At 63.1% G+C, this 19,655-nt stretch carries 10 protein-coding genes and 5 pseudogenes; 9 read left to right on the forward strand and 6 right to left on the reverse strand.

The annotated features are described in order from the left end of the window. Nucleotides 1-236 precede the first annotated feature (236 nt). Complete coding sequence (locus tag ASE98_RS26990; RefSeq protein WP_177337001.1) at nucleotides 237-491, reverse strand: hypothetical protein; 255 nt, start codon at nucleotides 489-491, stop codon at nucleotides 237-239. Nucleotides 492-522: 31 nt separating this feature from the next. Between ASE98_RS26990 and ASE98_RS26785 the strand changes: the two genes are divergently transcribed. Beyond that, nucleotides 523-930 carry a hypothetical protein gene (locus tag ASE98_RS26785; RefSeq protein WP_060543831.1) on the forward strand — a complete coding sequence of 136 codons (408 nt, stop codon included), beginning with the start codon at nucleotides 523-525 and terminating at the stop codon, nucleotides 928-930. Between the two features lie 214 nt (nucleotides 931-1,144). Here the strand turns inward: ASE98_RS26785 and ASE98_RS24250 are convergent, their stop codons facing one another. From ASE98_RS24250 to ASE98_RS27845, 3 genes and pseudogenes are all read right to left on the reverse strand, one after another. Further along, the gene (locus ASE98_RS24250; RefSeq protein ID WP_060543832.1) at nucleotides 1,145-1,993 is read right to left on the reverse strand and encodes an ureidoglycolate lyase; all 849 of its coding nucleotides are present in this window, start codon (nucleotides 1,991-1,993) and stop codon (nucleotides 1,145-1,147) included. A 38-nt stretch (nucleotides 1,994-2,031) separates the two neighbouring features. Next, nucleotides 2,032-2,190, reverse strand: a pseudogene (locus tag ASE98_RS27840) (SDR family oxidoreductase); the annotation flags it as partial. 30 nt (nucleotides 2,191-2,220) lie between these two features. Continuing rightward, nucleotides 2,221-2,283: pseudogene (locus ASE98_RS27845) on the reverse strand (hypothetical protein); the annotation flags it as partial. 173 nt (nucleotides 2,284-2,456) lie between these two features. On the opposite strand from ASE98_RS27845, the pseudogene ASE98_RS24260 reads away from it, so the two are divergent. From ASE98_RS24260 to ASE98_RS24300, 8 genes and pseudogenes are all read left to right on the forward strand, one after another. Continuing rightward, nucleotides 2,457-2,729, forward strand: a pseudogene (locus ASE98_RS24260) (fumarylacetoacetate hydrolase); the annotation flags it as partial. A 204-nt stretch (nucleotides 2,730-2,933) separates the two neighbouring features. Further along, a complete protein-coding gene (locus ASE98_RS24265) occupies nucleotides 2,934-4,085 on the forward strand; it encodes an efflux RND transporter periplasmic adaptor subunit (RefSeq protein WP_060543835.1) in 1,152 nt (383 codons plus the stop codon). Then, nucleotides 4,082-4,768, forward strand: coding sequence for an ABC transporter ATP-binding protein (locus ASE98_RS24270; protein WP_060543836.1), 687 nt, complete (start codon nucleotides 4,082-4,084; stop codon nucleotides 4,766-4,768). Before ASE98_RS24265 ends, ASE98_RS24270 begins: the two co-directional genes overlap by 4 nt. Further along, nucleotides 4,768-5,979 carry an ABC transporter permease gene (locus tag ASE98_RS24275; protein ID WP_060543837.1) on the forward strand — a complete coding sequence of 404 codons (1,212 nt, stop codon included), beginning with the start codon at nucleotides 4,768-4,770 and terminating at the stop codon, nucleotides 5,977-5,979. Before ASE98_RS24270 ends, ASE98_RS24275 begins: the two co-directional genes overlap by 1 nt. Beyond that, nucleotides 5,979-7,175, forward strand: a complete 1,197-nt coding sequence (locus ASE98_RS24280; protein ID WP_060543838.1) for an ABC transporter permease — start codon at nucleotides 5,979-5,981, stop codon at nucleotides 7,173-7,175. Before ASE98_RS24275 ends, ASE98_RS24280 begins: the two co-directional genes overlap by 1 nt. Before the next feature lie 218 nt (nucleotides 7,176-7,393). Then, nucleotides 7,394-8,200, forward strand: a complete 807-nt coding sequence (locus ASE98_RS24285) for a lytic transglycosylase domain-containing protein (protein ID WP_060543839.1) — start codon at nucleotides 7,394-7,396, stop codon at nucleotides 8,198-8,200. A gap of 63 nt (nucleotides 8,201-8,263) precedes the next feature. Beyond that, a pseudogene (locus ASE98_RS26350) lies at nucleotides 8,264-8,699 on the forward strand (sensor histidine kinase); the annotation flags it as partial. A 255-nt stretch (nucleotides 8,700-8,954) separates the two neighbouring features. Then, a complete protein-coding gene (locus ASE98_RS24300; RefSeq protein ID WP_060543842.1) occupies nucleotides 8,955-9,647 on the forward strand; it encodes a response regulator transcription factor in 693 nt (230 codons plus the stop codon). A gap of 145 nt (nucleotides 9,648-9,792) precedes the next feature. On the opposite strand, the gene ASE98_RS24305 is transcribed toward ASE98_RS24300, so the two are convergent. Together ASE98_RS24305 and ASE98_RS27850 are read right to left on the reverse strand one after the other, a co-directional pair. Then, complete coding sequence (locus ASE98_RS24305) at nucleotides 9,793-16,152, reverse strand: autotransporter outer membrane beta-barrel domain-containing protein (protein ID WP_060543843.1); 6,360 nt, start codon at nucleotides 16,150-16,152, stop codon at nucleotides 9,793-9,795. A 22-nt stretch (nucleotides 16,153-16,174) separates the two neighbouring features. Then, a pseudogene (locus tag ASE98_RS27850) lies at nucleotides 16,175-19,646 on the reverse strand (beta strand repeat-containing protein); the annotation flags it as partial. Nucleotides 19,647-19,655 lie beyond the last annotated feature (9 nt).

Below are 19,655 nucleotides of genomic sequence, written 5' to 3' on the forward strand. Positions count from 1 at the left end.
TCTCTGGTTCTGTCTCGCTATGGCTCTGCCCAGGCCGAAGCGTAGCCCCTATGGATGTCCAAATCCACTCGCAGCGGACTCGGTCCAACGTCCGCTATTGGCCAAGTCTGTTGAAAAAGTCGGCCATGGTTTCCACGACAGAAAAGTACGCGCTTGAGATTGAAATCTTTACTTTGATCAGAGGGCTCCTGGGTCAGATTTCGCATAGCGGTGCGTAAAAAAGGCGCTTTCAGCGGCTAGTATGCGGGCAGTCTGGAAGAACCGAATTTTTCAACAGAATTGGCCGATTGCTGCCAGCCGCGAAAGGCAACAACCGGCCAGAAGCTATCGCCGACGAGCGGCAACTCTGCGGCGGCCCAATGCGCTAGCCTTCCATCGCGTGGGTGGCGCGCATCGCCAAGGCCTGTCGCTGCGACCAGCAACTGCGCGTCTTCGGGTTCGACCTGAGGGCAGCACTGAAATGGCGCGGCAAGTGCGGCCAAACACTTCATTCATTGCAGTCCGTCACAGGTACGCCTCACCATGGGAAATCCACTTAAGCATTCGAGCGTTCGTTTTGGTTTCTTGCTGGGTGTTATCTCAATGGGGCTGGTCGCTTGCGCCAGCGACGAGAACGCTAGTGCGCCGAATAAAGCAATTACTCGCCCCCCCATCGATGACAGCGAGACTTCGTCTGTGCGACTCACTACCAGTTGGCTACAGCACTCTTTTAGCCAAACTGGCTGTCTGGAGCACGCCAGAGTGGCGCTTACAAAAGCGAGATATTTTGTTGAGACCGGCAACCGATCCGTCTTCGGGTTTCGTCAGGGCATGACTGTTTCGATTCGCTGCGACTATGAAGGCGTTGCTTTTTTGGCCGTCGCTTATCGCCAAAGACCAACCACTGAAACCCAGGATCGGATCTTGAATGAAATCACCAGGCTGTTTTGAGGACTACAGGCAAAAGGCAGGGGCTCGCCGGTACACCGGTCTCAGCAGGAAACAAGGCGGTGCTGGAACGCTGGTCGGTGACCTTCCATGACCAGCGTTGGGCATTGGCAACGGATTTATCGTCCGGACTGAGCGCGTGATCAGGACGGATTCGGCTCACTTCACATCCGGCCATTGATACAAGGACGGTTCTTTGCGCATGAGCCGTGCCCCGTCAGTCCGCTTGCACGGTGACTTGATGCTGTTCACCCAACCCCGTAATGCCTAGCCGAATGGTCTGGCCAGGACGCAGAAAGACCGGGGCAGGTTTGATTCCCAGACCCACGCCAGGCGGCGTGCCGGTGGAGATCACGTCGCCTGGTTGCAGGCTCATGCAACGACTCAGATAGGCAATCAACTGCGGCACATTGAAGATCAGTGTCCTTGTATTGCCTGTCTGGTAGCGGTGACCATCGACATCCAGCCAAAGATCCAGCGCGTGAGGATCGTTGATTTCATCGCGAGTGACCAACCACGGGCCGAGCGGGCCGAAAGTGTCGAAACCTTTGCCCTTGTCCCAGGTGCCACCGCGCTCCAGTTGCCATTCGCGCTCCGACACATCGTTGATGACACAATAGCCGGCGACGTGTTCCATGGCGTTCGCTTCATCGATGTAACGCCCACCTTTGCCGATGACCACACCAAGTTCCACTTCCCAGTCGGTTTTGAGCGAGCCACGCGGGATCTCGATGTTGTCATTCGGCCCGCAGATCGCACTGGTCCATTTGTTGAAGATGATCGGCTCTTTCGGTACGTCCATGCTCGACTCGGCCGCATGGTCGGCGTAGTTCAGACCGATGCAGATAAATTTGCCCACCTGCCCTACGCAAGCACCGATACGCGGCTGGCCGGCAACGAGCGGCAGGCTGGCCGGATCGATGGCGCCCAGCGCTGCCAGGCTTTGCGGGCTCAGGACTTGACCGGCGATATCCGCCACGTGGCCCGAAAGGTCGCGGATCTGATTATCAGCATCCAGGAGGCCGGGCTTCTCCGAACCTTTTTCGCCATAACGCAACAGCTTCATGTGTTTCTCCTGCTCAAACTGAAAGTGCAAACCAGGCTTCAGATGCTCATGCCGCCAACGATGACATGCACGCCCCCGATAGTGTAGGCCGACTCATCACTGCCCAGGTACAAGGCAAACCGGGTGATCGCGTCGGCGCTGCCGATTCTACCCATGGGTTGGCGATCGAGAAATTGCTGATACACCTGTGCTTCGTCATCGATGTCAGTGGCAAACACTTCAGCACCGGCCCGGGCAAAGACAATAGCGCAGGCCTTGCCAATGCCCTGCCCGGCGGCCGTCACCAGCACGCGTTAGCCCTGCAGGTTCATGCCGTCTCCAGGCTCGCGATGGTACGCGCGGTTTTCGCAGTTCTGCCGAGCATCGACGCGGGAATGGCCAGGATCAAACCGCCGCTGACGAACAGGCACCACTGTCGGCGGTGCGCCAGACACCCGGCACCTTCATTTGCAGCGTCGAAGCCCTGCTGATCGAACAAGGCATGTGGTCGCAATACCTGGAAGTCGGTATCGGCCCGGACGCCGAAATTTTCACCAAGGCACCGGTTCTCGCCGCCGTCGGCACTGGCAGCCACATCGGCATTCATCCAGGCTCGCAATGGAACAATCCGGAGCCGGAAGTGGTGCAGGCCGTCAACAGCCGTGGCCAGATCCATGGCGCCAGCCTGGGCAACGACGTCAACCTGCGGGATTTCGAAGGCCGCAGTGCGCTGTTGTTGAGCAAGGCCAAGGACAACATTGAGCGGTGGCGCTGCGGCAAAGAATTTCTATGGCGGTGGCAATGGCTGGGGAACACCAATTGCGAAAGAAATAAATCTCATTCGTCATTTATCTGACGCACTTACGACGCCCGTCTGAAAATCGTCGGATAAATGACGTTTCGAGTTGAGCTTTCAACCTCCTGACCTAGGCTCATGCCTTGTGGGGTGGAGGTGAAGTCCATGCGCAAAGTATTGATTGGTTCGTCGATGCTGGCCTGCCTGGTGGTGCTGGGCGGCTGGTTGAGTCGACCACAGCCGTTGCCGGTCAGGCTGCTGGAGGTTGACCGAGGGCCGGTGGAGACACTGGTGGCCAACACACGCGCCGGTACGCTCAAGTCCTGTCGACGCTCGCATCTGTCTTTCAATGTCGGCGGCCAGGTTGCCGAGTTGCTGATCGCCGAGGGCCAGCGGGTCCAACCGGGTCAGGTGCTCATGCGCCTGCGGCAGGACGAGCAACAGGCCCGGCTGCAGGAGGCCGAGGCGCGGCTGGAGGCCCAACGCAACGCCCGCGAACAGCGCTGCCAGCAGGCTCATCTGGACCGGCGCGACCTCGATCGCCTGGGCCAGTTGGCCGACCGCAAGCTAGTTGCCGCCGATCGCCTCGATCAGGCCCAGACCAAGGCTCACCTGGCGAAGCTGATGTGCAGTGCCAGTGCCGTGCTGATCCGCGAGGCCGACGCCAGCCTGCAGTTGCAGCGTTCACTGTTGGAGCAGACGACCCTGCGTGCGCCATTCGCCGGCATCGTCGCAGAAATCAACGGCGAACTCGGCGAGTTCGTCACCCCTTCGCCGCCGGGTATTCCCACGCCGCCGGCAGTCGACCTGATCGACGACAGCTGCCTGTATGTCGAGGCGCCGATCGATGAAGTGGACGCTGCCCGGGTTCGCCCCGGAACCGCCGTGCGGATCAGCCTGGATGCCTTCCGTGGCCAGCATTTCGCCGGCCGCGTCAGCCGCATCGCGCCCTATGTGCGTGAACTGGAGAAGCAGGCGCGCACCGTCGATGTCGAGGTGCGCTTCGACCAGCCGCCGGCCGATCTGGCCCTGCTCACCGGCTATAGCGCCGATGTCGAGATCCTCCTGGAACAGCGCGCAGCTGCTTTGCGCATCCCCACCGAGACCCTGCTGGAGGGGCAGCGCGTGCTGCGGTATGACCCGAGCGCCCGAGTGTTGCGCGAGGTGCAGGTGCAAACCGGGTTGAGCAACTGGCGCTGGACCGAGGTGCTCGCAGGGCTGGACGACGACTCGCGTATCGTCGCCAGCCTCGAGCAGAAAGGACTCAAGGACACCGTGGCGGTGATCCCGATGGATGCGCCGGAGACTGAGCAATGATCCGCCTGCGCGGCGGCTGCCGCAGCTTCCAGTTGGGCGAGCAGCAGGTGATGGGGCTCGACGGCCTGGATCTGGACATCGCCGCCGGTGACTACATGGCGGTGATGGGCCCATCGGGCTCGGGCAAGTCGACCCTGCTGAACATCCTCGGTTTGCTCGACGCGCCGAGCGCCGGCGAATACTGGCTGCAGGGCGAGGCCACGGCGACGCTGAGCGAAGCGCGGCGCGCCCAATTACGCAGCCAACTGATAGGTTTCGTGTTCCAGTCTTACCACCTGCTCGCACGGCTGACGGTGCTGGAAAACATCGAGCTGCCGATGGTCCTCGCCGGCATCGGCGCGGCGCAACGGCACAAGCGCAGCAGCCAGTTGGTGGCGCGTCTGGGGCTGGGCGAGCGCATTGCCCACCGCCCGGGTGAGCTGTCCGGTGGTCAGCGCCAGCGCGTCGCCATCGCCCGGGCGATGGTCATGCAACCGGCGCTATTGTTGGCCGACGAGCCCACCGGCAATCTCGATAGCCAGGCCGGCGCCGAGGTCTTCAACCTGCTGGAGGAACTCAACGGCGAGGGTCTGACCCTGATTGTGGTAACCCACGACGCCAGCCTGGGCGCCCGCGCGCAACGCCAGTTACACATGCGTGACGGGCGGATCCACAGTGCTGCGCCGCAGCCGGCGCTGGCCTGATGCGCGCCGCCGATGCCCTGGGCTTCTGGCTCGGCGCCTTGCGTGGGCATCGCTCGCGCAGCCTGATGCTGCTGCTGGCCATCGCTATCGGGGTGGTTGCGGTCAATCTGCTCACCGGTCTCGGCGCGGGGGCGCGGGCCTTCGTCCTGAACGAGTTCTCGGTGCTCGGGCGCGACATCCTGATCGTTTTCCCGGGACGCAAGGAAACCACGGGGCGCATTCCGCCACTCACCGGCCTGACGCCGCACGAGTTGACCCTGCAGGATGTCCAGGCCATCACCCGGTTGCCGGGCATCCACCGGGTCGCGCCGATGCAGGCCGGGCAGATGGAGGTGATAGTCGGCAACCGCAATCGCGAGGTGCTGACCCTGGGCACCACCCGCGACTTCTTCGCCATTCGCCAACTGACAGTCGTCCAGGGCCAGCCCCTGCCGGCACTTGACCCTGAGCAGGCCGAGGCCGTCTGCGTGATCGGCGGCAAACTGCGGCGCGAGCTGTTCGGTACGCGCCCGGCCCTGGGTGAATGGTTGCGCGCCGGCGACCGGCGCTTCCGGGTGGTGGGCATCCTCAGTGATCGGGGCGAATCCCTGGGGATGGATTTCGCCGAGATGTTGATCATCCCGGTGGCCAGTGCCCAGGCCTTGTTCAATCGCGAGGGGTTGCAGCGGGTGTTTGTCGAGGTACGTGGCCCGAGCTTTCTCGAGCGTAGCAAGCGGCTGATACTGGCCACGCTCAAGGAGCGCCACGAGGGTGAGGAAGACGTTACCCTGATCAGCCAGGACAGCCTGCTCAGTGCCTTCGACGAGATACTCGCGGTGCTGACCCTGGCGGTGGCCGGGATTGCCGCGATCAGCCTGTTGGTGGCAGGCATCCTGATCATGAACGTGACCTGGATTGCAGTGAGCCAGCGCAGCGCCGAGATCGGCCTGCTCAAAGCCATAGGTGTGACGGCGGCGCAACTGCGCCTGCTATTCCTTGGCGAGGCGGCGCTGCTCGCCCTGACGGGGGCGGTGGCTGGGTTGCTTCTGGCCGAAACCCTGCTCTGGCTGGGACGCTTGGCGTTCGACCTGCCGCTTTATGCACCTTGGTGGGCGCGGGCCAGCGCGGTGCTGTTGGCACTCGGCACGGCGCTGCTGTTCGCCTGGCTGCCGGCGGCCCGGGCCTCGGCGCTGGAGCCGGTGGCGGCGCTACGCACGCCGGGAGCGCACTGATGCGCTGGCTGGATGGTTTGCGGCTGACCAGCTCGGCGCTGACCTGTCGCCCCTTGCGCAGCCTGCTGACCTTGCTCGGGGTCGCGATCGGGATAGCCGCCGTGGCACTGCTCACGGCCATAGGCGAAGGCGTGCGCGGCTATGTGCTGGAGAACTTCGCGCAGTTTGGTACACGGATCATCACCGTGCGCCCGGGCAAGACCCAGACCAGCGGGCTCGGCGGTCTGCTCGGCAGCGTCCGGCCACTGACGATCAGTGATACCGACGCCCTGCGGCGCTTGCCGCATGTCGAGGCGGCGGTGCCGATCATTCAGGGCAGCGGGGATATCCAGTTCGGCCAACTGAGCCGGCGCAGCGACATTATCGGTGGCGGCCATCAGCTGGCGCAGGCCTGGCGCATGCAACTGAGCCTGGGCGAGTTCCTGCCCGCGCCCCGTGACGGTCGTTCCCCGCCCTATGTGGTGCTCGGCCATCAGCTGCGTGTGGAGCTGTTCGGTACACGCAATCCGCTGGGCGAACTGATCCGCGTCGGCGGCGTGCGTTTCCGGGTGATCGGCGTGATGGAGCAGAAGGGCCAGTTACTCGGCTTCAACCTCGACGATATCGCCTACATCCCGGTGGATTGGGCCGAAAGCCTGTTCAACCGCACCGGGGTGGTCAAAGTCCATGTGGTGTTCGGCGCCGGCACCACTTCGCGAACGTTGAGTCGGCAGATTCACCAAGTGCTCGGCGAACGGCACGGCGAGGAGGACTTCAGCCTGACCACCCAGGACGACATGCTGCGCAGCTTCAACCGCGTGCTCGGCACCCTGAGCCTGGCCATCGGTGCCTTGGGGGGCATTTCCCTGTTGGTCGGCGCCGTCGGCATTCTCACCATCATGACCATCACTGTGGGCGAGCGCACGGCGGAAATCGGCGTGTTGCGAGCCATTGGTGCCAGTCCGCGGCAGGTGCTCGGGTTGTTTCTCGCCGAAGCGACGCTGCTGTCCCTGGCCGGTGGCCTGCTGGGTCTGTTGTTGATGGGCCTCTTGCTGGGGCTACTGCACCTGGCCATGCCGAGCCTGCCCTTGGCCGTGCAGCCACTGTTTCTGCTGCTGGCGCTGCTGCTGGCGGCGGTTATCGGCATTCTCGCCGGCCTGGCTCCGGCATTGCGGGCCGCCCGCCTGCATCCGGTGGCAGCTTTGCGCAGTGAATAGCGGCCAGGTCAATGAGCCTGACCGGCCAGCCAAGGCACCGTGCGGCCGGGTCTCGCCGGTCTCGCTGGCAGCCCGTACGTCAACGCAAGTTCCAAGGCCGGTCACAAGGGGTATAACTATCAGAACAAAAGGCGGGTGACCCAGAACAGGCCCGCCAAAGGCGGCGCCCGGACCTGGCGCCCCAGATCTGATCGGCGCCTGCGGCGCGGAGCGATGTGATGAGTTGCAGAACATGGCGATGGACTCGCAAGAGTCTTCTTGGCTGCATCGGGCTGACCTTGCTGGTCGCTCCACTGTGCGCCAGCGCCATGTACAAGTGCCAAACCAGGGACGGAGCCGTCAGCTACACCCGCGAAGCCATCGCCAGCGCCCGTTGCACTCGCCAGAATGACACGGCAGTCGCCGGTGCCGACGCCAAGGCAAGGGCCCTGCCACGGCGGGCGGGGGACGACAAGTCTGGTGCGGTGCGGGTTCGGGTGTACACCTTCATCCACAGGGGTGTTCGTCAATATGTGAGCCGGCGCCCTGTCGGGATCTCCGCACGGGTCGATGTCCTTGAGTTGTATTACATCAAGGGCTGCTATCTGTGCATGGCGCCGAAGGATTTCAAGGTCGCCTCACTGCGCCTGGACACCCAGTCCTATCGGCGGGAGATCGAAGCCGCTTCGGGTCATTATGGTGTCGACAGGGCGCTGGTCCGCGCAGTGATCCATGCCGAATCGGCGTTTCGCCCCAACGCCATTTCCAGAGCTGGCGCCCAAGGGCTGATGCAGTTGATGCCCGCCACCGCCGAGCGCTTCGCCGTGGACGATCCGTTCGACGCACGACAGAACATTCGTGGCGGTGTGCGCTACCTGGCCTGGCTGCTCAAGCGCTTCAACGGCAACCAGGTGTTGGCGTTGGCGGGTTACAACGCCGGCGAGGCGTCCGTGGTCGAATACAACGGGGTGCCTCCCTACGCCGAGACGCAATCCTACGTCACCCGGGTGCAGTCCTTGACCGAGCGCTATCGCAACCATCGCTAGTACCGCAGGGCGTATCACCCGCAATAGTCCACCAATGCCCTTTCCCCCTCCCATCCTCGACCACTACAGGAGAGAAGCCGCGACGATAAGCTCTCGGCGCAAAGCGCCCAGCCCCTGGAGCGCCTCACGCAACGTAGTTCGCTTAAACAGCACATTGTCTCGGTCAAGGTCTGGCGAGGGGATGGCACGGTGGTCTACAGCACGAATAAAGCCGTCACCCACCACACATTCCCATTGGAACATGTGACCGAGGCACTCAAGGGCAAAGTGGTCACCGACCTTGAAGAACTGAGCCCGGATGAGGACGAGGTCGAGCGCAAGCTCGATATCCCGCTCTATGAGTTCTACTCACCCCTGCGCGATTCAAGCACGGAAAAGTCATTGCGGTGGGCGAATTCTATGAAAAGGCCGATAGCCTCAAGCGCGAGATCAATCGTGTCCGACAGCAGGTATGGGCGGTTGTGGCGCAGCGACGCTGCGCATGCTGACGCTGCTGTTCCAGGCTTCTGGAGACCTCCAGTGCCCGCGAAAAACTGCCAATAACCCAAATCTGTGCGCCCAAAGTGTACTGACACACTTAGGGCCAAAAGCGGACTCTTCTACAATCGGACCCGATCGCCATGCGTTGAATGGGTTATTCAACCCCCTTCTCCACAAGCCGTAGAGTGAATGGATTGCAGCCCACTCCTACCTGACTATGCTCTATCGGGGGAAATTTGATGTGTAACAGCACGATGGCAGGGGTAGCAAAATAATGGCCTTTTTGTTGGTAGACGATCAGCCCATCATCACTTATGCCTTGAGTGAACTGCTCAAGGGCGCATTCCCCGATGCAGCCCGCATCGACGTGGCTGCCGATAGTTTGACAATGCTCAAATGCCTGGCGAGCAAGCATTACGACTTTCTCATTCTGGATCTGTTTACGCCTGGCGCCGGACAAAGTATCGCCATGCTACGGGCAGCACTGAGCGAATCGCCGCATCTGGGGGTGGTGATCTTCTCGGGCTATAAGTCACCCTGCCTGGCGCTCGCCGCACTGGAACAGGGCGCTCGTGCCTATGTCTGCAAATCCAGCGGACCTCATCTGATTGTCGAGGCCATCGAGGCGCTCAAAGCCGGGAATGTTTTTTGCGATCCGGCGATCGACCTTGCCAGCGCCCACAAGCATCCCTGGTATTCACTCAGCGATCTGGAGTGGTATGTGCTGCTGTCGCTGGCCCGTGGTGAATGCTTGCACAAGGTAGCCGAGCGCCAGAGCCGCGACTACAAGACCATCGCCGCTCACAAATACAATGCACTGAATAAACTCGGACTGAGTACCGGCGTGGAGCTGGCGAACTATCTCGCTTCCCAGGGATTGGGTTATCTACTCGACGAGCTGACGGCCGACACAGTACCAAACCGCTACAAACGGCCGTTACAGGCTTCTGCGGCCAGCCGCAGGTAACTGCAACCGCCACAGGAGCAGTCGCGCGGCGGCGGCTTTTCTGCGTTGGGTGTCAAGCGCGATCGTCCCGGAGCACCGGGCGATCGCACCCTCGATTACCAGACCTGGCGCTGCGTTCCTGTTGGAAGGCAAGCGCCGGTCCCCCCTACCAAGTCCAGCGCACTCCGATGCTGACCTGCTGCTGACTCACATCGCTGCCGCCCAGGTTCGCGCCTATTACTGACGCCGTGCCAAACACCCTCAGATCCTTGGCTACCTGGGCCTCCAGCCCCACATCCAGCGTTGCGTTCAATCCCAGGTCATGTCCGGAGAAGCTCTGCTGCGCCCCGTCCGCGCCCGGCAGGGTGACTACCAGGTTTGTCGAGTTCTCCCCCAGGGTGTCCTGCAAGCCTACGGCCAGCCAAGGTCTCAGAGTCGCGCCGCCATCGGTCTTGATGGTCTTCTCGACGCGCACCGCAGCCCTGACTGATCCCAGTACATCGTCCTTAATATTCAATTGCTTGCCGCTCGAGTCGGTCTTGTCGTCCCAGCGCATGTGGATGGCACTCGCCTGCAGCTGCGGCTCCAGCATCCATCCGGCACTCAGGGGATACCTGTGCCCCACTTGGCCACTCAGACTCAAGATGTCGCCATGCAACTGTTCTTTGAAGCCATCGGACGCTCTGACCTGAGCATCGGGCAGCAGAGCCGACAGACTCACGTCGGCATAGCTGCCGCCCTGCCAATCCATGCTTCCATAGGCGCCAAACGCCACTGCGTCCATGTCCACGCTGGATCTGCCCACGCTCATCAGACCGGGCGAACCCTGGCCTGTGGTCGAGTAATTGCCCCGCTGTTGGCCGATGAACACACCGCCACGCAGGCGATAAGCATATTCGTCCACGAACAGGTGGTCATAGCCGCCATAGAGACCCGTGCTGTTGCCATCGAACTCGACCCCGGGGTTCGAATCCATCTCCAAGTGACTACCGGTGGCGGCCAGCCACAGCCCTTCGCATTTGCCGAACCACTCCATACCCATGCGCGTGCGCTCCTCCTCGCTGCGGTTGCAGTAAGGGTTGTCGCCACGGACTCCGGACATGCGGTCAAACAGTAGTCGGTTGTTATCCAGAGTCATGGCATAGCCGATATCCGGCACCGCCGTATAGCCGGGAATCTCCGGCAACAGCAGATTGTCGGCCGAACTCAAATACCAGTTCGGGTCACTCTCGCCCTTGGCGAAATTCCAGGCCAGGACACTACCGTTCAAACGCACGGTATTGTCCGGCACGAAGCCTCCGGCGGTAGACGGATTGTCATTAGGGCTGCTGATGACCCGGATCGTTGTGCCCGGCGTGGCCTCTGTACCATCGTTGACGAAATTGACACGAGTCATGCCTTGCACATCGCCGCTGATGTCCAAGCCGCCAGACACGCCGGCAGAGGCAGCCACCTGCACGTCCAAGCTGCCGTTACCGCTGTAGTCGCCGCCGATCGCCAGGCGGTGCGATCCGACATTGATCAGGCCGTCGTTATGGACGCTCCCGCCAACGCTTGAACCGGAGCTGGCGAGCAGGCGCGAGGTGCTGTCGATGGACAGTTGACCACCGTTCAGGTTGAGTGGACTGGCCAGCGCCAGAGCGCTGCCATCGAGTAGATCGAGCTGCTCCCAATTGTCCAGCCCCGGCGCACCGGTAGTGAGGTCCAGACCGCTGAAGCTGAGGTGGTCATTGCCATCACCGCCATCCAGGCGGCTCAGACCACTGACATCGCCACCGATCAGGCTGACCGAGTCGTTGCCGGCACCGAAGTCCAGCATGCCGCGCACGATGCCTCTGGAGGTGAAGCTGTCATCACCGCCGGTACCGGTGTAACGGCCCTGCACGTTGAGCGTGGCACCGGCGGCGACCGTGGTGGTCTGCGCCATGACGCTGCCGCCTGCGGCCACGTTCAAGATGCCGCCGAGCACATTGACCGTGGTGAAGTCCGAACTCACCGGGCCGAGGATGTCGAGCACGCCGACGTTGGTCTTGTTCAGGGTCTCGAATTCCTGCACGGCGCCCAGGTTGGCGCTCGCCGCGATGTCGGCATTGAAGGTATCGTTGCCTGCTCCCGCCACCACCGTGCCGAGGATGCTGGTGCCGTCATGGATGGTCAGCGTGTCGTCGCCATCACCTAGCCCGAAGACTCCGCCCGCGGTATCGAGTGCGCCGAAGACATCCAGTACGTCGTTGCCCGCACCCAGATCGCCACTGGCCAACAGCGTGCCGCCCGCACCGATCGACACCGTATTGATACCGGTGCTGCCGGTGAGTATCGTCGCCGCGCCACCGACCGCCTGCAACCTGCCGTCGACGTTGAGCACGGTGTCGTCGCCCAGCGCGAAAGTCGGTGTATTCAACGTGCCGTCCACGTCCAGGGTGCCTGCATTGAGCGCGGTACCGCCCAAGAAGGTACTGGTGCCGACCAGGGTCGCAACGCCGACGTTGTCCTTGGTGAGGAATTCGAAGTTAGTCGTGTTGGCGCCGTCGAAAGTCATCGTCGCGGCATTGTTCAACACCACCGTGTCGCCGGTGCCGTGACTACCGCCGTCGATCACATTGGCCAGCACCGCGCCGTCGTTGAGGGTCAAGGTGTCGTCGCCGCCACACAGATCGATGCTGCCGCTACCAGCGACAGTGCCCGACACGTTCATCGTGTCGTTGCCGGCGCCGCAGCCGAAGCTGCCGTCCACATTTAACGTCCCACCGCTGCCCACCACGGTGGCGAGCGTGCTGCCAACGGCCGCCACTACGCTGGCGTTGGTGCCGACATTCAGGGTACCGCCCAGCACGCTGACTTCTTGGAGGTCGGTCGCGCCCGACCCGATGATGTTGAGCACACCGGTCCCGGTCTTGGTCACACCCTCGAAGTTCAGCAACTCACCCAGATCGGCGGTCAGGTTGATGTCGTAGACGCGGGTATCCAGCCCGGCGCCGCCGTCGATCGTGCCCAGCGCCACGGTGCCGTCGTGCACCACGAAGCTGTCGTCGCCGTCGCCCAGGGCAAAGGCCCCGCTCACGGTGTCGAGTGTACCGGCGACATCCAGCACGTCGTTGCCCGCGCCCAGATCGCCACTGGCGAGCAGCGTGCCGCCCGCACCGATCAACACCGTATCGGTGCCGGCGCTGCCGGTGAGTGTCGCCGCAGTGTCACCGACGGCCTGCAACCTGCCATCGACATTCAGCACGGTGTCGTCGCCCAGCGTAACGGTCGGTGTATTCAACGTGCCGTCCACGTCCAGGGTGCCGGCATTGAGCGCAGTACCGCCCAAGAAGGTACTGGTGCCGACCAGGGTCGCAACGCCGACATTGTCCTTCGTGAGGAATTCGAAGTTGGTCGTGTTGGCGCCGTCGAATGTCATCGACGCTGCATTGTTCAACACCACGGTGTCGCCCACGCCGTTCGCGCCACCGTCGATGACGTTGTTCAACACTGCGCCATCGTTGAGGGTCAGCGTGTCGTCGCCTCCAGCCAAGCCGATGATGCCAGTGCCGCTGACCGTACCGGTCAGGTCGAAGTGGTCGTTGCCCGCGCTGCCTGTGTAGCTGCCATCCACATTCAACGTCGCGCCACTGGCGATCACCGTGTCCAGCACGCCGCCGCTGGCGGCAACGATGCTGCCGCCGGCAGCCACGTTGAGCATGCCAGCATTGACGGTGACCAGGCTGAAATCGGAAACCGCCGGACCATTGACGTTCAATGTGCCCACGCCAGTCTTGTCCAGCGCCTCGAACCCGTTCACGGCACCCAGATCGGCGACGGTTGCGATATCGGTGTTGAAGGTGTCCGTGCCGGCACCGCCATCCACTGTACCCAGCACAACGGTGCCGTCGTGGAGGGTGAATGTGTCGTTGCCATCGCCCAGTGCAAAGATCCCGCCGCCGGTGTTCAGTGCGCCGAAGACATCCAGCACATCGTTGCCCGCGCCCAGGTCGCCACTGGCGAGCAACGTGCCGCCCGCACCGATCGACACCGTATTGATACCGGCGCTGCCGGTGAGTGTCGCCGCCGTACCGCCGACCGCCTGCAACCTGCCATCGACATTGAGCACGGTGTCGTCACCCAGTGTGACAGTCGGCGTATTCAACGTGCCGTCCACGTCCAGGGTGCCGGCGTTGAGCGCAGTACCGCCCGAGAAGGTACTGGTGCCGATCAGCGTTGCCACGCCGACGTTGTCCTTGGTGAGGAATTCGAAGTTAGTCGTGTTGGCGCCGTCGAGTGTCATCGCCGCGGCATTGTTCAACACCACCGTGTCGCCTGCGCCGTTCGCGCCACCGTCGATGGTCTTGTTCAGCACTGCACCGTCGTTGAGGGTCAAGGTGTCGTCGCCGCCACACAAGTCGACGGTGCCGCTACCACTGACGGTGCCCGACACGCTCATCGTGTCGTTGCCGGCGCCGCAGCCGAAGCTGCCGTCCACATTTAACGTCCCACCGCTGCCCACCACGGTGGCGAGCGTGCTGCCAGCGGCCGCCACTACACTGGCGTTGGCGCCGACATTCAGGGTACCGCCCAGCACGCTGACTTCCTGGAGACCGGTCGCGCCCGGCCCGATGATGTTGAGCACACCCGTCCCGGTCTTGGTCACACCCTCGAAGTTCAGCAACTCGCCAAGGTCGGCGGTCAGGTTGATGTCGTAGACGCGGGTATCCAGCCCTGCACCGCCATCGACCGTGCCCAGCACCACGGTGCCATCGTGCACCACGAAGCTGTCGTCGCCGTCGCCCAGTTCAAAGACCCCACCCAAGGTGTCGAGTGTGCCGGCGACATCCAGCACGTCGTTGCCCGTGCCCAGGACGCCACTGGCGAGCAGCGTGCCGCCCGCACCGATCGACACCGTATTGGTGCCGGCGCTGCCGGTAATCGCAGCCGCAGTGCCACCGACGGCCTGCAACCTGCCATCGACATTCAGGGTGGAGTCGTCGCCCAGCGTGACGGTCGGTGTATTTACCGTGCCGTCCACGTCCAGGGTGCCGGCATTGATCGCGGTACCACCCAGGAAGGTACTGGTGCCGACCAGGGTCGCGACGCCGACATTGTTCTTGGTAAGGAACTCGAAGTTGGTTGTATTGCTGCTATCGAACGCCATCGCCGCTGCGTTGTTCAACACCACGGTATCGCCCGCGCCGTTCGCGCCACCGTCGATGACGTTGTTCAACACCGCGCCATCGTTGAGGGTCAGCGTGTCGTCGCCGGCGGCCAGGCCGATGCTGCCACTGCCGCCGACCGTGCCGGACAGGTCGAAGCTGTCGTTGCCCGCGCTGCCTGTGTAGCTGCCATCCACGTTCAAGGTGGTACCGGCGGCGACCGTCGTGGTGACCACGCCGTTGATCGCGGCGCTGGCACCGACGCTCAGCGTGCCACCATCGACATTGATGGCAGCAAAGCTCGAGCTCGCCGGCCCATCGATGTTGAGCGTGCCGGTGTTGATCTTGGTCAGGGTTTCGAAATTGACCGCGCCGCCCAGCGTGGCGTTGCCTGCGATATCCGCCAGGAAGCTATCGATGCCCGCCCCGCCATCCACGGCATTCGCCAGGCCCGACAGATCGGCACCGTCCTGGATGGTGAAGGTGTCATCGCCGTCGAGCAGGTCGACGGTGCCCGCGCCGGTCACCGTACCGGCTACGGTCATTGTGTCGTTACCGTTCGTGCCGGTGTAGCTGCCGCCCAGGTTCAACGTCGCGCCGGAGCCCACCGTAGTGTCCTGCGCCGATACCGTGGCGACTGGCCCGATGTTCAGCGTGCCGCCGAGCACCTCGACTTCCTGCAGGCCGGTCGCACCCGGACCATTGATATTGAGCCTGCCCGTGCCCGTCTTGGTCAAACCTTCGAAGTTGACCAGCGCGCCGAGGTCAGCGGTCAGGTTGATGTCGTAGACGCGAGTGTCCAGGCCGGCGCCACCGTCGACAGTGCCGATGACGTTGGTGCCATCGTGCACGGTGAAGGTATCGTCGCCATCGCCCAAGGCGAAGGTTGCGCCCTGTGTATCGAGCGTGCCGACCACGTCGAGCACATCGTTGCCGGCGCCCAGGTCGCCACTGGCCAGCAAGGTCGCGCCCGATCCCACAGTGACGGTGTTGATGCCGGTGCTGCCAGTGATCGTCGCAGCCGTGCCGCCCGCGCCCTGCAGCGAACCATCGACAGTAAGCGTCGTGTTGTCGGCAAGCGTCACGGTCGGTGTAGTCAGCGCACCGTCCACATCCAGCGTGCCGCCATTGATCGCGGTGCCACCGCTGAAACTCTGTGTACCGGCCAGCGTAGCCGTACCGGTGTTGTCCTTCTGCAGGAATTCGAAGTTGACGATGTCGCTGCCGTCGAGGGCAAGTGCGCCGGCGTTGTTCAACACGACCGTGTCGCCTGCGCCATGTGCGCCACCATCGAGTGGATTGGCCAGCCCGTTCAGGTCAGCGCCGTCATTCAAGGTCAGTACGTCGTCGCCATCGAGCAGGTCGATAGTGCCCGCGCCATTGACCGTGCCCGACACCGTGAACGTGTCGTCGCCCGTNCGCCGTCATTCAAGGTCAGTACGTCGTCGCCATCGAGCAGGTCGATAGTGCCCGCGCCATTGACCGTGCCCGACACCGTGAACGTGTCGTCGCCCGTGGTGCCTTGGTACGTGCCATCCACGGTCATGGTCGCGCCCGAGGACACCACGGTGGTCTGCGGATCGACGATGGTGCCCGCAGCGATGTGTAGCGTCCCGCCCTGCACCAGTACAGTACCGAACTGCGAAGTTACCGGGCCGTTGATGTTGAGCGTGCCGGCATCGGTCTTGATCAGGGTTTCGAAGTTGACCACGCCGCCCAGGGCCGCAGTGGTGGCGATGTCGGCCGTCAGCGTATCGTTGCCCAGGCCGCCGTCGATCGCGGTCGTCAGAGCGCTTAGATCCGCGCCATCCTGCACCAGCAACTGATCGTCGCCATCGAGCATGTCGATGGTGCCTGCCCCCGCCACATTGCCTGCAACGGTGAAACTATCAGCCCCTGTGGTGAAACCCAGGCTACCGTCGACGTTCATCGTCGCGCCGCTGGCGACCGTGGCGTTGGATACTCCGGTAAAGCCGGCAGCGGCAGTGATGTTCAAATCGCCGGCCAGCACGTTGACGGTCGAGAAGTCCGAATCCACCGGGCCATTGAAGTTGAGTGCACCGACGCCGGTCTTGGTCAGGGTTTCAAAGCCCTGCACTGCTCCCACGTCTGCGCTGGTAGCGATATCAGTGGCGAACGTATCGGTGCCCGCGCCCGCCGTCACGATCCCGATGAGGCTGGTGCCGCCGTGGATGCGCAGGGTGTCATCGCCGTCGCCGAGTACGAAAGTACCGCCGCCGGTGTCGAGCGTGCCCGCCACGTCGAGGACATCGTTGCCGTCACCCAGATCGCCGCTGGCCAGCAAGGTCGCACCCGATCCCACAGTGACGGTGTTGATGCCCACACTGCCGGTTATTGTCGCGGCCGTGCCGCCCGCACCCTGCAGCGAACCATCGAGATTGAGCGTGGTGTTGTCGGCCAGCGTCACGGTCGGCGTCGTCAGCGCACCGCTCACATCCAGCGTGCCGCCATTGATCGCGGTGCCGCCGCTGAAGCTCTGTGTACCGGTCAGCGTCGCCGTACCGGTATTGTCCTTGCGCAGCAATTCGAAGTTGACGATGTCGCTGCCGTCGAGGACAAATGCGCTGGCGTTGTTCAACACGACCGTGTCGCCTGCGCCATGCGCGCCACCGTCGAGTGGATTGGCCAGCCCGCTCAGGTCGGCGCCGTCATTCAAGGTCAGTACGTCGTCGCCATCGAGCAGGTCGATAGTGCCCGCGCCATTGACCGTGCCCGACACCGTGAACGTGTCGTCGCCCGCGCTGCCAGTGTACCCGCCATCGACATTCAAGGACGCGCCGCTCGCCACCGTGGTGGTGACCACGCCGTTGATCGCGCCGCTGGCACCGATGTCCAGCGTGCCGCCGTTGACGTTGACCGTGGTGAACGACGAAGACGCCGGGCCGTCGACATTGAGCGTGCCGATATTGGACTTGATCAGGGTCTCGAAGTTGACCACGCCACCCAGGACCGCGGTACCGGTGATGTCGGCCAACACCGTGTCCGCCGTCCCGTCTCCGCCATCCAGCGAGTTGACCAGGCCCGACAGGTCGGCGCCGTCGTTGAGGGTCAAGGTGTCGTCGCCTGCGCACAGGTCGATGGTGCCGCTGCCCGTCACCGTGCCGCCGACGGTCATCGTGTCGTTGCCAGTGCCGCAGCCGTAGCTGCCATCCACGTTGAGGGTGGCGCCACTGGCGACGAGCGTACTGAGCGGGCTACCGTCGGCGGGCCCCTCCACGGTGCCATCCGGCCCGATGTTCAACGTGCCCTCCTGCACGTCGACGTTCTGGATGCTGGACGGGAATATAACGCCGTCGGTATCGCCGTTGATGTTGAGGGTGCCGACTCCGGTCTTGGTCAGGACCTCAAACTGAACCAGTGCGCCGAGATCGGCAGTCAGGTTGATATCGGCGATGGCGGTGTCGGTGCCATTAGCGCCGTAGACGACGCCATTCACCGCCCCCCCGTCGTGCAAGGTCAACAGATTGTTGCCCTCGCCCAGCGAAAGCACGCCGCTGAAATTGCCGCCATTCGTATTGAGTTCACCGAACACGTCCAGCACGTCGTTGCCGCCCGCCAAGTCGCCTGTCGCGAACAGCAACCCGCCGGCCCCGATCGTTACCGTGTTGACGTCATCGTCGCCGCCGACAAACACTTCGGTGCCATTTGAACCTTGTGCCACGCCGTCGACGTTGAACGTCGTGCCGCCAGCCAGAGTTATAGTCGACGCTTCCAGCGTGCCGTCCACATCCAGCGTGCCAGCCATCACATTGACGCTGCCGAAATCCTGCAGTCCGATCAGGGTCGCCGTGCCCGTGTTGTCCTTGCGCAAGGTTTCGAATTCGGTTGTGTTGCTCAGGTCGAACGTCGCTGCCAGCGCGTTGTTCAGCACCACGGTATCGCCGCTTGTGCCATCGTTGCCACCACTGACGACATTAGTGTTCAGCACAGCGCCATCGTTGAGGGTCAGCGTGTCATCGCCGCCACACAGATCGACGGTGCCGCTACCCGACACCGTACCGGACACGGTCATGCTGTCGTCGCCGTCACTGCAGCCGTAGCTGCCATCCACGTTCAAGGTACCGCCACTGCCAACCAGGGTGGTGAGCGTGCTGCCGGGGGTCCCCACCACGCTGCCAAGAGCGCCGATGTTCAACGTGCCGTCAAGCACACTGACTTGTTGCAGGTCGGTCGCGACGGGGCCGTTGATGTTGAGGGTACCGGCACCGGTCTTGGTCACGCCTTCAAAGCTCACCAGCGCGCCCAGGTCCGCCGTCAGGTCAATGTCGTAAACGCGGGTATCCAGGCCGAGTCCGCCATCGACAGTACCGGTGACAGTGCCATCGTGCACGATGAAGCTATCGTCGCCGTCGCCCAGTGCGAAGGTTCCGGCCTGCGTATCGAGCGTACCGAACATCTCGAGCACATCGTTGCCGGCGCCCAGATCGCCGGTCGCGGCCACGGTGCCATTGATCGTCACAGTATTGATGCCGGTGCTGCCAGTGATCGTCGCGGCCGTGCCGCCCGTGCCCTGCAGCGAACCATCGACAAGGAGCGTCGTGTTGTCGGCAAGCGTCACGGTCGGCGTCGTCAGCGCACCGTTCACATCCAGCGTGCCGCCATTGATCGCGGTGCCGCCGCTGAAGCTTTGGGTACCGTTCAGCGCAGCCGTGCCGGTGTTGTTCTTCTGCAGGAGTTCGAAGTTGAGGATGTCGCTGCCGTTGAGGGCAAATGCGCCGGTGTTGTTCAACACGACCGTGTCGCCTGCGCCGTGCACGCCACCATCGAGCGGATTGGCCAGCCCGCTCAGGTCAGCGCCGTCATTCAAGGTCAGTACGTCGTCGCCATCGAGCAGGTCGATAGTGCCCGCGCCATTGACCGTGCCCGACACCGTGAACGT

Source organism: Pseudomonas sp. Leaf48 (assembly GCF_001421885.1).
Taxonomy (GTDB): Bacteria; Pseudomonadota; Gammaproteobacteria; order Pseudomonadales; family Pseudomonadaceae; genus Aquipseudomonas.

Excerpts from the sequence above, each read along its gene's own strand:
- ASE98_RS24275 (WP_060543837.1), top strand. The coding sequence starts at position 4,768 with ATGCGCGCCGCCGATGCCCTGGGCTTCTGGCTCGGCGCCTTGCGTGGG.
- ASE98_RS24285 (WP_060543839.1), top strand. The coding sequence starts at position 7,394 with ATGAGTTGCAGAACATGGCGATGGACTCGCAAGAGTCTTCTTGGCTGC.
- ASE98_RS24280 (WP_060543838.1), top strand. The coding sequence starts at position 5,979 with ATGCGCTGGCTGGATGGTTTGCGGCTGACCAGCTCGGCGCTGACCTGT.
- ASE98_RS24250 (WP_060543832.1), bottom strand. The coding sequence starts at position 1,993 with ATGAAGCTGTTGCGTTATGGCGAAAAAGGTTCGGAGAAGCCCGGCCTC.
- ASE98_RS26785 (WP_060543831.1), top strand. The coding sequence starts at position 523 with ATGGGAAATCCACTTAAGCATTCGAGCGTTCGTTTTGGTTTCTTGCTG.
- ASE98_RS24300 (WP_060543842.1), top strand. The coding sequence starts at position 8,955 with ATGGCCTTTTTGTTGGTAGACGATCAGCCCATCATCACTTATGCCTTG.
- ASE98_RS24265 (WP_060543835.1), top strand. The coding sequence starts at position 2,934 with ATGCGCAAAGTATTGATTGGTTCGTCGATGCTGGCCTGCCTGGTGGTG.
- ASE98_RS26990 (WP_177337001.1), bottom strand. The coding sequence starts at position 491 with ATGAAGTGTTTGGCCGCACTTGCCGCGCCATTTCAGTGCTGCCCTCAG.
- ASE98_RS24270 (WP_060543836.1), top strand. The coding sequence starts at position 4,082 with ATGATCCGCCTGCGCGGCGGCTGCCGCAGCTTCCAGTTGGGCGAGCAG.